At 66.5% G+C, this 12,430-nt stretch carries 11 protein-coding genes; 8 read left to right on the top strand and 3 right to left on the bottom strand.

Annotation, left to right across the window (positions count from 1 at the left end; translation table 11 throughout):
• Nucleotides 1–70: 70 nt before the first annotated feature.
• Nucleotides 71–1,645: a helicase HerA-like domain-containing protein gene (locus ACO06X_RS10450; protein ID WP_421836242.1), complete on the bottom strand. Its 1,575-nt coding sequence runs from the start codon at nt 1,643–1,645 to the stop codon at nt 71–73.
• Nucleotides 1,646–1,769: 124 nt separating this feature from the next.
• Here ACO06X_RS10450 and pabB point away from each other — a divergent pair, with 124 nt between their 5' ends.
• The 4 genes from pabB to arfB are packed head-to-tail and all read left to right on the top strand — an operon-like array spanning nt 1,770 to nt 5,881.
• Nucleotides 1,770–3,575 (top strand): aminodeoxychorismate synthase component I, encoded by a 1,806-nt coding sequence (gene pabB / locus ACO06X_RS10445; protein WP_421836241.1) that lies wholly within the window; start codon nt 1,770–1,772, stop codon nt 3,573–3,575.
• Nucleotides 3,572–4,762 (top strand): pyridoxal phosphate-dependent aminotransferase, encoded by a 1,191-nt coding sequence (locus ACO06X_RS10440; protein ID WP_421836240.1) that lies wholly within the window; start codon nt 3,572–3,574, stop codon nt 4,760–4,762. Before pabB ends, ACO06X_RS10440 begins: the two co-directional genes overlap by 4 nt.
• 10 nt (nt 4,763–4,772) lie before the next feature.
• On the top strand, nt 4,773–5,486 hold the full coding sequence (locus tag ACO06X_RS10435; RefSeq protein ID WP_421836239.1) for an RluA family pseudouridine synthase: 714 nt from the start codon (nt 4,773–4,775) through the stop codon (nt 5,484–5,486).
• Nucleotides 5,468–5,881: an alternative ribosome rescue aminoacyl-tRNA hydrolase ArfB gene (gene arfB, locus ACO06X_RS10430; protein WP_421836238.1), complete on the top strand. Its 414-nt coding sequence runs from the start codon at nt 5,468–5,470 to the stop codon at nt 5,879–5,881. Before ACO06X_RS10435 ends, arfB begins: the two co-directional genes overlap by 19 nt.
• Here the strand turns inward: arfB and ACO06X_RS10425 are convergent.
• The gene (locus ACO06X_RS10425; protein WP_421836237.1) at nt 5,878–6,117 is read right to left on the bottom strand and encodes a hypothetical protein; all 240 of its coding nucleotides are present in this window, start codon (nt 6,115–6,117) and stop codon (nt 5,878–5,880) included. The two genes, arfB and ACO06X_RS10425, sit on opposite strands and share 4 nt — an antisense overlap.
• A gap of 14 nt (nt 6,118–6,131) precedes the next feature.
• Entirely contained in the window at nt 6,132–6,443 is a 312-nt protein-coding gene (locus ACO06X_RS10420; RefSeq protein ID WP_298168757.1) for a hypothetical protein, read from the bottom strand.
• Nucleotides 6,444–6,636: 193 nt separating this feature from the next.
• On the opposite strand from ACO06X_RS10420, the gene ACO06X_RS10415 reads away from it, so the two are divergent.
• The 4 genes from ACO06X_RS10415 (at nt 6,637) to metH (ending at nt 12,383) form a co-directional block, all read left to right on the top strand.
• Nucleotides 6,637–7,644: an ArsR/SmtB family transcription factor gene (locus ACO06X_RS10415; protein WP_421836236.1), complete on the top strand. Its 1,008-nt coding sequence runs from the start codon at nt 6,637–6,639 to the stop codon at nt 7,642–7,644.
• A complete protein-coding gene (metF, locus tag ACO06X_RS10410) occupies nt 7,641–8,582 on the top strand; it encodes a methylenetetrahydrofolate reductase [NAD(P)H] (protein WP_298168750.1) in 942 nt (313 codons plus the stop codon). Before ACO06X_RS10415 ends, metF begins: the two co-directional genes overlap by 4 nt.
• Nucleotides 8,579–9,637, top strand: coding sequence for a homocysteine S-methyltransferase family protein (locus ACO06X_RS10405; protein WP_421836235.1), 1,059 nt, complete (start codon nt 8,579–8,581; stop codon nt 9,635–9,637). The genes metF and ACO06X_RS10405 overlap by 4 nt, the downstream gene beginning before the upstream one ends.
• 115 nt (nt 9,638–9,752) lie before the next feature.
• Nucleotides 9,753–12,383 (top strand): methionine synthase, encoded by a 2,631-nt coding sequence (metH, locus tag ACO06X_RS10400; protein ID WP_421836234.1) that lies wholly within the window; start codon nt 9,753–9,755, stop codon nt 12,381–12,383.
• Nucleotides 12,384–12,430: the final 47 nt, after the last annotated feature.

The raw sequence follows: 12,430 nt of genomic DNA, 5'->3' as shown, positions 1-12,430 counted from the left end.
TCCTGTTGCATCCGCAACTGGATTCGACGAACCGCATGGCCCCGTCGTTGAACGACAGGCAGGCGCAATATCAGCGCAGCAGCCCGCCCAGCAGCCCGCGTGCGAACCGCCCGAAGGCCGCACCGCCGATCTGCGTTGCGATCGTGCCGACAATCGCGCTGGCACCGGATTCGATCGGCGATGCGCGGGATTTCTTGCCGGTCATCTGCGCCGCGATCACCGATCCGGCGGACGCGGCAATCGCGCCGACCGCAGCCTTGCCGGCCTTGCTCCACATCGAAGGCGTCTGGCGCGCGGTGGCCCGCTGTGCGTCCACACCTTCGGCCTCGACCTGCTGCGCGGCGGCCGCCGCATCGGCTGCCTTCTGCGCCAGCACTTCGGCGGCAGATTCGCGGTTTACCGCAGCGTCATACTTGCCGTCGAACGGGCTGACCGACTGGATTACAGCTCTTTCCTTGGGCTCCAGCGGCCCCAGCCGCGAGCGCGGCGGCGCCACCAGCGTGCGCTGCACGATCCCCGGCGCGCCATCGGCATCGAGTGTCGAGACCAGCGCTTCGCCCACCTTCAGCTCGGTGATCACTTTTTCGACATCGAGATCGGGATTGATGCGGAACGTCTCCGCAGCGGCGCGAATCGCCTTCTGGTCGCGCGGGGTGAACGCGCGCAGCGCATGCTGCACCCGGTTGCCAAGCTGGCCCGCGATCTTCTCGGGAATGTCGATCGGGTTCTGCGAGACGAAGTAGACGCCCACGCCCTTCGAACGGATCAGGCGCACCACCTGCTCCACTTTGTCAAACAGCGCTTGCGGGGCATCGTCGAACAGGAGGTGCGCCTCGTCGAAGAAGAACACCAGCTTGGGCTTTTCCGGATCACCCACTTCGGGCAGCGCCTCGAACAGTTCGCTCAGCAGCCAGAGCAGGAACGTGGCATAGAGCTTTGGGCTCTGCATCAGCTTCTCGGCGCTGAGCACGTTGACGAAACCGCGCCCCTGATCGTCGGTCTTGATGAAGTCGTTGATTTCGAACGCGGGCTCGCCAAAAAACCGGTCCGCGCCCTGGCTTTCGAACGCCAGCAACTGGCGCTGGATCGTGCCGACGCTGGCCTTGGAAACGTTGCCGTACTTGCCGGCCAGTTCGCTCGCATTCTCGGCGCAGGCCATCAGGGTCGCCTGCAGGTCGGGCAGATCGAGCAGCAGCAGACCGTTGTCGTCGGCATAGCGGAACGCGATGTTGAGCACGCCTTCCTGCGTCTCGTTAAGGCCCAGCAGCCGCGCCAGCAGCAGTGGGCCCATCTCGGAAATCGTCGTGCGGATCGGGTGCCCCGCTTCGCCATAAAGGTCCCAGAATACCACTGGATTGTCGGCATAAGTGAAGGGATCGATGCCAAGCTCCTTGGCGCGGCTCTCGATCTTGTCGGCGTGCTTGAAGGTCGGGCTGCCCGGCATCGCGATGCCGGCAAGATCGCCCTTCACGTCCGCCAGAAACACCGGCACCCCGCGCGCGGAAAACTGCTCGGCCATGCCCTGAAGGGTGACTGTCTTGCCGGTGCCCGTGGCCCCCGCCACAAGTCCATGCCGGTTTGCCCGGTCCAGTCGCAGCACCTGGCGTTCGCCCCCCGCACCGAGGCCAATGTAGATATCGTCCATATGCAGTATTTCCGCGCCTCTGCTTGTTTCTTCCTCGTCCCGGATTTCTTGTCCTCCGGAATGCCAGAGTAGGAAAGCGCTTTTTGCATCCGGATCAGTCCGCCGCTAAAGGCCGCTGGCAAGCATGACACAGCCCCCCTTCATCCTGCTCGACGATGCCCGCGTGGAAGGGGCAAGCCTTGCGCGGCTCTATACCGTGCCCGAGCAGATCATCATCGCGCGCCAGCCAGGGGAAGTGGAAGCCGCGCTCGCCAGCATTGGCGCCGCGCCCGGCCATTGGGCAGGGATTATCGCTTACGAAGCAGGACTTGCGCTCGAACCGCGTCTGGCGCCTCGGCTTCCCGCCCGCACCGGAGCGGCTGGCCCGCTCGTGTGGTTCGCGCGGTTCGCCGAAATGCGCGAGATGACCGAGGCGGAGGCGGAAAGCTGGCTCGATGCTGCGGCGGCAGGCACGGGTCGGCTCGGCCCGCTCGATCCGCAGGTTTCGCCGGGCGGCTACGGTCTCGGCTTCGACCGGCTCAAGTCCGCAATCACGGCGGGCGATATCTATCAGGCGAACTACACCTTCGAACTCGGCGGATCGTGGGCTGGTGATCCGCTCGCCATCTACCGCGCACTGCGCGGAGATGCCCGCTCGGGCTATGGCGCGGTCCTCTGGGATGGCGCGCACTGGCACCTCTCCGTCTCGCCCGAACTGTTCTTCACGCTGGCTCAGGGCCGTGCCGAAGTCCGTCCGATGAAGGGCACTGCCCCGCGCGGCCGCACGCCGGAGGAAGACGCCGCCTACAAGGCCGCGCTCGCCGCCAGCGTCAAGGATCTCGCCGAGAACCTGATGATCGTCGATCTCATGCGCAACGATCTTGCCCGCGTGGCAGAACCCGGCAGCGTGCGGGTGGAGGCCCCCTTCGCGGTCGAGACCTACCCCACCGTCCACCAGATGGTGACCACGGTTCACGCCCGGCTCCAGCCCGGCGCGGATGCGCGCGATCTCGTTCGCGCGATTTTCCCCTGCGGCTCGATCACCGGCGCGCCCAAGATCCGCGCAATGGAACTGATCGACGATATCGAGCGCGACGCGCGCGGGCTCTATTGCGGCGCGATCGGGCGGATCGATGTTCCGGCAGATCAACAGGCTGGTGACGCTGCCTTCAATGTGGCAATTCGCACGGTGCGGCTGCTTCCGGACTACCCGGGGGCGGGCCGGGGGCGCGCCACGATGGGGGTCGGTTCTGCAATCGTTGCGGATTCCGCAGCCCTCGCAGAATGGCGCGAATGCCTGGTGAAGGGGGATGTCTTGCGTCTGGAGGCCAGCAGCGCCGATCTGATCGAGACCATGGCGTTCGATCCCGCGCAGGGCATTGCGCTGCTGGAGTTGCACCTCGAACGGATGAAGGCCAGCGCAGTCGAACTCGGCTTCGAATTTGATCGCCACGCCTTGCGCAACGCTATCCACGTTCTGTGCTTCGATCTGGATGCGCCGTCGCGGGTGCGGCTGCTTGTCTCGAAAGGCGGCGCCCACGCGCTCGATGCCTCCCCCATGCCGCCCGCCATGCCCGATCCCGCGATCTGCGCGGTGCTCCCGCTCCCCGTGGCAGAGGGCGATTGGCGCCTCCGCCACAAGACGAGCGACCGCCACTTCTACGAAGACGCCTTGCGCGCGGCCAAGGCGGCCGGTGCGCACGAAGCACTGCTGCTGCGCGATGATGGCTGGCTGACCGAGGGCAGCTTCACCAACCTGTTCGTGCCGCGCGGTGATGGTCTGGTCACTCCGCCCGCCGCCTTGGGCCTGCTCCCCGGCGTGCTGCGCCGCAGCCTCCTCGAAAGCGGCCGTGCGGTCGAAGGTGATGTCACGATGCAGGATCTCGAGGCGGGCTTTTTCATCGGCAATGCCCTGCGCGGCCTGATGCCCGCAAAGCTGCTCGGCGCATGAGCGAACCGCACTACAGCGCCGCCCACCTTAGTCCGGCATTGCAGCGCATCGCCGCCTCGCGCACCACGGCGATGACCGATCGCGCCATCGCGCTGCGTGCCGAAGGCCGCGATATCATCTCGCTTTCGGTGGGTGAGCCCGATTTTCCCACTCCGCCGCACGTGATCGCAGCCGCCAAGGCCGCGCTCGATGCAGGCGATACGCGCTACACCGCCGTCCCCGGCACCGCCGCCTTGCGCGAGGCTGCGGCGCTCCACTTCGCGCGCGATCTCGGCATCGAAGTGCCACCCGCGCAGGTCATCGTTAGCGCGGGGGGCAAGCAGGCGATCTTCCTCGCGATGGCTGCCACCGTCGGTTCGGGCGACGAAGTCCTGATCCCCGCGCCGTGGTGGGTCAGCTACCCCGAAATCGTCCGCTTCGCCGGGGCCGAACCGGTCGCGATCCCGACCACGCCCGCGACCGGCTACCGCATCAGTGCCGAACAACTCGAAGCCGCAATCACCCCGCGCACCCGCTGGTTGCTGCTCAACAGCCCCGGCAACCCCACCGGCGCGGTCTATTCCGCGGACGATCTCGCCGCGCTCGGCAAAGTCCTGCGCCGCCACCCGGATGTGCTGGTCCTCAGCGACGATATCTATGCCCCGCTCCGCTATGGCGCAGGCGCGCACGCCACGCTCGCGGTCGTCTGCCCCGATCTGGCAGAACGGGTGCTCACAGTCTCGGGCGTCTCCAAAAGCCATGCGATGACCGGATTTCGCATCGGTGTCTCCGCCGGGCCAGGGTGGCTGATCGGCGCGATGGCCAAGCTGCAGTCGCACGCCTCGGGCAACCCCTGCTCGATAAGCCAGGCCGCCGCCGTAGCGGCCTTTACCGGCCCGCAGGATTTCCTGCTCGATTGGCGGGAGCGCTTCCGTGTGCGGCGCGATATGTCGGTCGCCGCGCTCAATGCCGTGTCAGGGCTTTCCACCCCCGTGCCCGATGGCGCGTTCTACTGCCTTGTCGATGCCGGCCCGCTGATGGCGCGCTTTGGGGATGACGAGGCGCTGGCATTGCACCTGCTGGACCACGGCGTCGCGGTCGTCGCGGCCTCGGCCTTCGGCGGCAGCCAAGGTTTCCGCATCAGCTTTGCGGCAGACGATGCCCGCCTTGCCGAAGCCCTCTCCCGCATCGCCAAGGCCCTGAAATGACAATGGCGCAATGATCACGCTTCCCATCCTGTTCGAGGACGCCGAGGCGCTCGTCATCGACAAGCCCGCCGGCCTGCCCATCGATCGCCCGCGCGCCGGGGGCACCAGCCTCGAAAACTATCTCGATGCCCTGCGCCTCGGCTTCCAGCGCTTGCCGCTCGCGGTCCATCGGCTCGATCAGGATACGTCGGGCTGCCTGCTCCTCGCGCGCAACGTCAAAGCGCACAAGCGCTTTGCCGCCGCGTTCGAGGCGCGGCAGGTCGAGAAGGTCTATCTCGGCGTCGTCGCCGGGCCGGTCGCGGAAGACACTGGAACCATCGCGCTCAACCTGTCCAAGATCAGCAGCGCGGAGAAGGGCTGGCGGATGATCCCCGCGCGCGCCGGCAAGCCTGCCGTCACGCATTGGCGCGTGGTTGATCGCAAGGATGGTATGACCCTCGTCGAATTCCGCCCCGAAACCGGGCGCACCCACCAGATCCGCATTCATGCGCTGGCTGGCCTCGGTGCGGCACTGCTCGGGGATCCGATCTACGGCAGCGGGGCCGATGCAGCGAGGGGCGCGCGGCGCACCATGCTCCATGCCGCCGCGCTCACCGTCCCGCGCGAAGGCAAGGCGCCGATTGCCGCCACCGCGCCGCTCCCGGCCGATTTCGCGGCGCTGGGGTTTGTCGCGGCCCAACCCGAGGCCGAACCCGAGGCCGAGTCATGTCCACCGATGAACTGATCGCCCGCGCCCTTGGCCTGATCGAGGAAAGCTTCATCGCCTCGGCCGGGCCCGGCGGGCAGAACGTCAACAAGGTGGCGACGGCGGTGCAGATCCGCCTCGACGTTTTCGCGCTGCGCCTTGAGCCGCAAGTGTTCCATCGCCTCAAGGAACTCGCCGGTAGCAAGATGACCGCGCGCGGCGAGATCGTGATGACGGCGCGCAGCTACCGCACGCAGGAACAGAACCGCGAGGACGCGCGCAGCCGCCTCGGCGAACTGCTGCGCGAGGCCGCGACATTACCCGCCCGCCGCGCGAAATCCCGGCTCAACCGCGTGGGCAAGACCGAACGCCTGGCAGGCAAGAAGAACCGCAGCGCCATCAAGGCCGGGCGCGGCAAAGTGCGTTTCGACTAGGGCTTCGCGCTGGCGCTGCCCGTTGCCCCGGCGGCCGGAACCGTCGCGAGATCCGCCGGGACGGTCGCATCCACCAGCGGCGGGGCAGGGCGCTTTTCCAGCATTTCCGCCGCTTCATCAAGCGCGCGGGCTTCACCCACGGTTACTCCGCCCGGTCCCGGATCGGTGTCTTTCTGACAGCCGCTTAGGCAGAGCGCTGCGGGGAGCAGCGTGGCGGCGGCCAGCGCCGCGCGCATGCTCCCCGCGCCGATCACTGCTGCGGCTTCTGCTCTTCGGCGGCAGCAGCGGCTGCGGCCTTGGCTTCCTCTGCAGCCGAAACCGCGCTGTCGGCGGCGCTCTTGGCAGCGTCCTCGGCGCTCAGCGCGGCCTGCGAGGCATCGGCGGCGGGGGCCGGGGCGGCAGCCGAAGGCTCGGCCGAAGGCAGCTCGTCAGCGGGCATCTCGACGTTGTCGGCAGTCGCGCCGGCCGAAGCGTCGTCGGTCTTGCCGCAGGCACTCAGCGCAAAGGCGGCCGCGCAAGCCAGCACGGTGGCGAGGCGCTTGATCTGGGTGGTCTTGGTCATGTTAGTCCCTCAGGCTGTTCGATATGATCGGTTCTCGCGGCACACTGCCGCTGTGCCGGCGCGTTCTAGTGCGCCCTCCCTGCCATGGCAAACCTCAAACCACCAACCCGGCTTGTTATCGGACTGTTATACCATATAAGGAATTCCTTATATGGCTTGCATGATATAAAGAAGACTTTATATGCCTATCACGATGTCCGTGCTCGAAACCCTCCGCGCCTTGGCCGATCCCACCCGGCTTCGCATCATGCGGCTGCTGGCCAGCATGGAACTGGCCGTGGGTGAACTTGCGCAAGTGCTCGGCCAAAGCCAGCCCCGCGTTTCGCGCCACATCAAGATCCTCTGCGATGCCGGCCTTGCCGAGCGTCGCCGCGAAGGCGGCTGGGTGTTTCTGCGCGCTGCGGTTAGCGAGGGCGGCGCGCCCGATGCGCTCGGCACCGCGCTTGCCCGCGTGCTGATCAGTGCCGAGGCCGCAGATGCCGATTTCGGGGCCCAGTGCGCCGAAGACCGACAGCACCTCGGTGTGATCCGCTCCGCGCGCGAAGCCAGCGCGGCGGACTATTTCGCCCGTCACGCCGCCGAATGGGATGAACTGCGCAGCCTCCACATCGCCGATGGCCCGGTCGAGGCGGCGCTGGGCGAAATGCTTTCCGGCCAGATCGGTCGTCTGCTCGATGTCGGCACCGGCACCGGCCGCATTGCCGAACTGTTTGCCGCGCGCGCCCAGCATGTCACCGCGCTCGACAAGAGCCCCGAAATGCTGCGCCTTGCCCGCACCCGGCTGCAGCATCTGCCGGCCGGGCATGTCAGCCTGGTGCAGGGCGATTTCGCGCAGCTGCCATTCCCCGATTCCGGCTTCGATACGGTGCTGTTCCACCAGGTCCTCCACTATGCGCTGGCCCCGCAGGCCGTGCTGGCAGAGGCCGCGCGCGTCACCGCGCCGGGCGGGCGGGTGGTGATCGTCGATTTCGCCTCGCACGAGCGCGAGGAACTGCGCACCGCGCATGCCCATGCCCGCCTCGGCTTTTCCGACGCGCAGGTTGCCGCGCTGCTCACCGCTGCCGGGTTCGATCCCGCCGGTGATCGCGCGCTTCCGGGGCACGAACTCATCGTCAAGATCTGGACCGGCGTGCGCCGCGAGGGCCGCGCCGCCATCAGCAAGTTTCCCGGCACCGAGTTTCCAAGACTGGCAGCACAATGACCACAACCTTCGATCAACTGCGTGAAGCCCGCACCGCGCTCGATACCCCGCTGTTTGCGGGACTGCCGGGCGATATCCGGGTCAGTTTCGAATTCTTCCCCCCGCGCACCGATCCCTTGATGGAGCAGCTGTGGGAAGTGGTGACCACGCTCGCCCCGCTGCGACCCAGCTTCGTCTCGGTCACCTATGGCGCGGGCGGCTCCACGCGCGACCGCACCCACGGCACCGTCGCACGCATCATCAAGGAAGCGCGCCTCCCCGCTGCCGCGCACCTCACTTGCGTCGATGCCAGCAAGGCCGAAATCCGCGAAGTGGCGGAAAGCTACTGGGAAGCCGGCGTGCGTCACATCGTCGCGCTGCGCGGGGACATGGGCGCGCCGGGCGTACCCTTCACGCCGCACCCCGATGGCTATACCAATGCGGCGGACCTCGTCGCCGGCCTCAAGCAGATCGCGCCGTTCGAAATCTCGGTCGCGGCCTATCCCGAAAGCCATCCGGATTCGCCCAGCGTCGAAGCGGATGTCGACAACCTGAAGCGCAAGCTCGATGCCGGGGCCACCCGCGCGATCAGCCAGTTCTTCTTCGAGCCCGAGACCTTCTTCCGCTTCCGCGACAGGCTCGCCGCCGCCGGGATCACCGCGCCGGTGCTGCCGGGCATCCTGCCTGTCTCCAACGTCGCGCAGACGCGCAAGTTTGCTGCGGCCTGCGGCGCGCAGATCCCGGCCTGGATGGACGGCCTGTTCGAAGGGCTCGATCATCATCCCGCCTCGCGCCAACTCGTCGCGGCGACCATTTCCGCCGAGTTCTGCCGCCGTCTTTACGCAGGCGGCGTGCGCGATTTCCACTTCTACACCCTGAACCGCGCCGAGCTTTCCTACGCGATCTGCCACTTGCTCGGCCTGCGCCCCGAACGCGCCCCGCTGGAGCAAGCTGCATGACGATTTCCCCATCCGCTGCCCGCACGGCTCTGCTCGAACAGGCCAACAAGCGCATCCTCATCACCGACGGCGCATTCGGCACCGAAATCCAGAACTGGAAGCTGACCGAGGCCGACTACGCCGGCACGCTCGGCCTTTCGCGCGATCAGAAGGGCAACAACGATATCCTCGCGCTTTCCGCGCCGCATGTGCCCGAATCGATCCACCGCGCCTATTTCGCGGCGGGTGCGGATATTGCCGAAACCAATACCTTCTCGGCCAACCGCATCAGCCAGGCCGATTACGGCGCCGAGCATCTGGTGCGCGAGATCAACCTCGAAAGCGCCCGGCTCGCCCGCCGCGTGGCGGATGAATTCCAGGCCGATGATGGCCGCCCGCGCTTCGTCGCCGGTGCCATCGGCCCGACCAACAAGACCCTCTCGCTCTCGCCCGACGTCAACGACCCGGGCTTCCGCGAGATCGACTGGGACTTCCTCGTCGAAGTCTACCGCGAACAGGCCGAAGCGCTCGTCGAAGGCGGCGCGGACTTCATCCTTGTCGAGACGGTGTTCGACACGCTCAACGCCAAGGCCGCGATCATGGCCGTGCGCCTGCTCGAGGCGCAGCTCGGCCGCGAAGTGCCGATCATGCTTTCGATGACACTGACCGATCTTTCGGGCCGCAATCTTTCGGGCCACACGGTCGAAGCCTTCTGGTATGCGGTGCGTCATGCGCGCCCTGTCACCATCGGGCTCAATTGCTCGTTCGGCGCGTCGCAGCTGCGCCCCCACGTCCGCGCGCTCTCGCAGATCGCGGATACGCTGATCATGGTCTACCCGAACGCGGGCCTTCCCAACGAACTCGGCCAGTACGACGAGATGCCCGCCACCACGGCCGGCCTCGTCCACGAATGGGCCGAACACGGGCAGGTCAACGTGCTGGGCGGTTGCTGCGGCTCGACGCCAGAGCACATCGCGGCCATCGCCCGTTCGGTGCAGGGCCTCCCGCCGCGCGTGCTGCCTGGACACCAGACCGCCACAGCCTTGGCCGGTCTCGAACCGTTCGTGATGGCCTGACCAATCTCCCCTTCCGCTTGCGGGAGGGGCCGGGGGAGGGCCTGTTGCCGCTCCCCGAATCGAACACACCCTCCCCTAGCCCCTCCTGCCTGCGGGAGGGGAACTGGAACCCGAAATGACAACCGATACCGCAACTCGCCCCACCGGCTCATCCTTCGTCAACGTCGGCGAACGCACCAACGTCACCGGCTCTGCCGCGTTCAAGAAGCTGATCCTCGCGGGCGACTACACCCGGGCAGTCGAAGTCGCGCGCCAGCAGGTCGAAAACGGCGCGCAGATCATCGACGTCAACATGGACGAGGGCCTGCTCGATGCGGTCCACGCCATGACCACGTTCCTCAAGCTGATCGCCGCCGAGCCCGATATTGCCCGCGTGCCGGTGATGATCGACAGCTCGAAGTGGGAGGTGATCGAGGCCGGGCTCAAGTGCGTTTCGGGCAAGCCCATCGTCAATTCGATCTCGATGAAAGAAGGCGAGGAAGCCTTCCTCACCTCGGCGCGCAAGTGCATGGACTATGGCGCCGCCGTCGTCGTCATGGCTTTCGACGAGAAGGGCCAGGCCGATACCAAGGCGCGCAAGGTCGAGATTTGCGCGCGCGCCTATGATCTCCTCCTCGGCATCGGCTTCCCGGCCGAAGACATCATCTTCGATCCCAACGTGTTCGCCGTCGCCACCGGCATCGAGGAGCATGATCGCTACGCGCTCGATTTCATCGAGGCCGCGCGCGAGATCCGGGCCCGCTGCCCGCATGTCCATATCTCGGGCGGCCTTTCCAACCTCTCGTTCAGCTTCCGCGGCAACGAGACTGTCCGCCGCGCGATGCATTCGGTGTTCCTCTACCACGCGATCCCCGCGGGCATGGACATGGCCATCGTCAACGCCGGCCAGCTCGATATCTACGACCAGATCGACCCGACCTTGCGCGAGGCCTGCGAGGACGTGCTCCTCATGCGTCACCCGGATGCCACCGAGCGGCTGATCAACCTTGCCGAAAGCTACAAGGGCAAGGATGCCGTCGCCGAAAAGGCGGCCGAAGAATGGCGCGGCTGGGACGTCGTCCGCCGCCTGGAGCATGCCCTTGTGAAGGGCATCGACATGTATGTGGTCGAGGATACCGAGGAAGCGCGCGCCGAAATCTTTGCGCGCGGCGGCAGGCCCATCGAAGTGATCGAAGGCCCGCTGATGCAGGGCATGAACACGGTTGGCGATCTGTTCGGATCGGGCAAGATGTTCCTGCCGCAAGTGGTCAAATCCGCGCGCGTGATGAAGAAGGCGGTCGCGCACCTCATCCCGTTCATCGAGGCGGAAAAGCTCCCCGGCGCGCGACCCAAGGGCCGGATGATCATGGCCACCGTGAAGGGCGACGTCCACGATATCGGCAAGAACATCGTCGGCGTCGTGCTCCAGTGCAACGGCTACGAAGTGATCGACCTGGGCGTGATGGTGCCGTGGTCGAAGATCCTCGAAGTGGCCAAGGCCGAAGATGTCGACATGATCGGCCTCTCCGGCCTGATCACCCCCTCGCTCGACGAGATGGTGACCGTGGCGGAGGAAATGCAGCGCGCGGGCTTCACTATCCCGCTGCTCATTGGCGGTGCGACCACCAGCAAGGTCCACACCGCGCTGCGCATCGATCCGGCCTATGAAGGCCCTGTCGTCCATGTGCTTGATGCCAGCCGCGCGGTCGGTGTCGCCAGCCAGCTCCTTTCGGACACGCAGCGCGATGGCTTTGTCGAGACGACGGCGCACGAATACCAGCACGTGCGTGATCTGCGCGCCGGCAAGGAGGCCTCGGTCCTCCTCAGCCTCGCCGATGCCCGCGCCAATGCCTATGCGCCCGATCTTTCGGAAAAGGCGCCGCCGCCCGAACAGCCCGGCATCCACGTCTTCCCCGAATGGGATCTTGCGGACCTTGCCGAATGCATCGACTGGACCCCGTTCTTCCGCGCCTGGGAACTCGCCGGCAACTACCCCGCGATCCTCGATGACGAGATCGTCGGCGAAAGCGCCCGCTCGCTCTTTGTCGACGCGCGCAAGATGCTCGATCAGGTCATCGCGGAAAAGTGGTTCACCGCAAAGGGCGTCGCGGGCTTCTGGCCCTGCCACCGCGAGGAAGACGATGTCGTGCTCTACCTCCCTGAGGAAGAGCGCCACGTGCGGCTTCCCTTCCTGCGCCAGCAGATCCGCAAGAGCCGCGACCGGAAGAACATGTGCCTTGCCGATTTCATCGATCCGCAGGGCGATTGGCTTGGCGGTTTCGCGGTCGGCATCCACGGCATCGAGCCGCATCTCGCGCGCTTCCAGGCCGCGCACGACGATTACAACGACATCCTCCTGAAGGCCCTCGCGGACCGCTTCGCCGAAGCTTACGCGGAACGCCTGCACCAGTATGTGCGCACCACGCTCTGGGCCTATGCGCCGGGCGAACAGCTCACCAACGAGGCGCTGGTCCGCGAGCAATACCGCGGCATCCGCCCCGCGCCCGGCTATCCGGCTTGCCCCGATCACAGCCTCAAGCCGATCCTGTTCGATCTGCTGAAGGCGCAGGACAATGCCGGCATCGTGCTCACGGAATCGCAGGCAATGCTGCCAACCGCCGCTGTCTCCGGCTTCTACTTCGCGCACCCCGAAAGCCAGTACTTCGGCGTTGCCCGAATCGGCCGCGATCAGGTGGAGGACTACGCTGTCCGCCGCGGCTTCGATCTTGCAACAACGGAACGCTGGCTGCGCCCCAATCTGGATTGATCGCAGAGGCTCGCATACCGCCCCCTCCCTCGTCATTGCGGGCGCAG

Origin of the sequence: Novosphingobium sp. (assembly GCF_965229225.1) — a bacterium.
Taxonomy (GTDB): Bacteria; Pseudomonadota; Alphaproteobacteria; order Sphingomonadales; family Sphingomonadaceae; genus Novosphingobium.
This window is presented reverse-complemented; position numbering and strand designations above follow the sequence as displayed.

What these genes read in the sequence shown, in the direction of transcription:
- ACO06X_RS10450 (WP_421836242.1), bottom strand. Translation starts at nt 1,645, where the DNA reads ATGGACGATATCTACATTGGCCTCGGTGCGGGGGGCGAACGCCAGGTG.
- pabB (WP_421836241.1), top strand. Translation starts at nt 1,770, where the DNA reads ATGACACAGCCCCCCTTCATCCTGCTCGACGATGCCCGCGTGGAAGGG.
- ACO06X_RS10440 (WP_421836240.1), top strand. Translation starts at nt 3,572, where the DNA reads ATGAGCGAACCGCACTACAGCGCCGCCCACCTTAGTCCGGCATTGCAG.
- ACO06X_RS10435 (WP_421836239.1), top strand. Translation starts at nt 4,773, where the DNA reads ATGATCACGCTTCCCATCCTGTTCGAGGACGCCGAGGCGCTCGTCATC.
- arfB (WP_421836238.1), top strand. Translation starts at nt 5,468, where the DNA reads ATGTCCACCGATGAACTGATCGCCCGCGCCCTTGGCCTGATCGAGGAA.
- ACO06X_RS10425 (WP_421836237.1), bottom strand. Translation starts at nt 6,117, where the DNA reads ATGCGCGCGGCGCTGGCCGCCGCCACGCTGCTCCCCGCAGCGCTCTGC.
- ACO06X_RS10420 (WP_298168757.1), bottom strand. Translation starts at nt 6,443, where the DNA reads ATGACCAAGACCACCCAGATCAAGCGCCTCGCCACCGTGCTGGCTTGC.
- ACO06X_RS10415 (WP_421836236.1), top strand. Translation starts at nt 6,637, where the DNA reads ATGTCCGTGCTCGAAACCCTCCGCGCCTTGGCCGATCCCACCCGGCTT.
- metF (WP_298168750.1), top strand. Translation starts at nt 7,641, where the DNA reads ATGACCACAACCTTCGATCAACTGCGTGAAGCCCGCACCGCGCTCGAT.
- ACO06X_RS10405 (WP_421836235.1), top strand. Translation starts at nt 8,579, where the DNA reads ATGACGATTTCCCCATCCGCTGCCCGCACGGCTCTGCTCGAACAGGCC.
- metH (WP_421836234.1), top strand. Translation starts at nt 9,753, where the DNA reads ATGACAACCGATACCGCAACTCGCCCCACCGGCTCATCCTTCGTCAAC.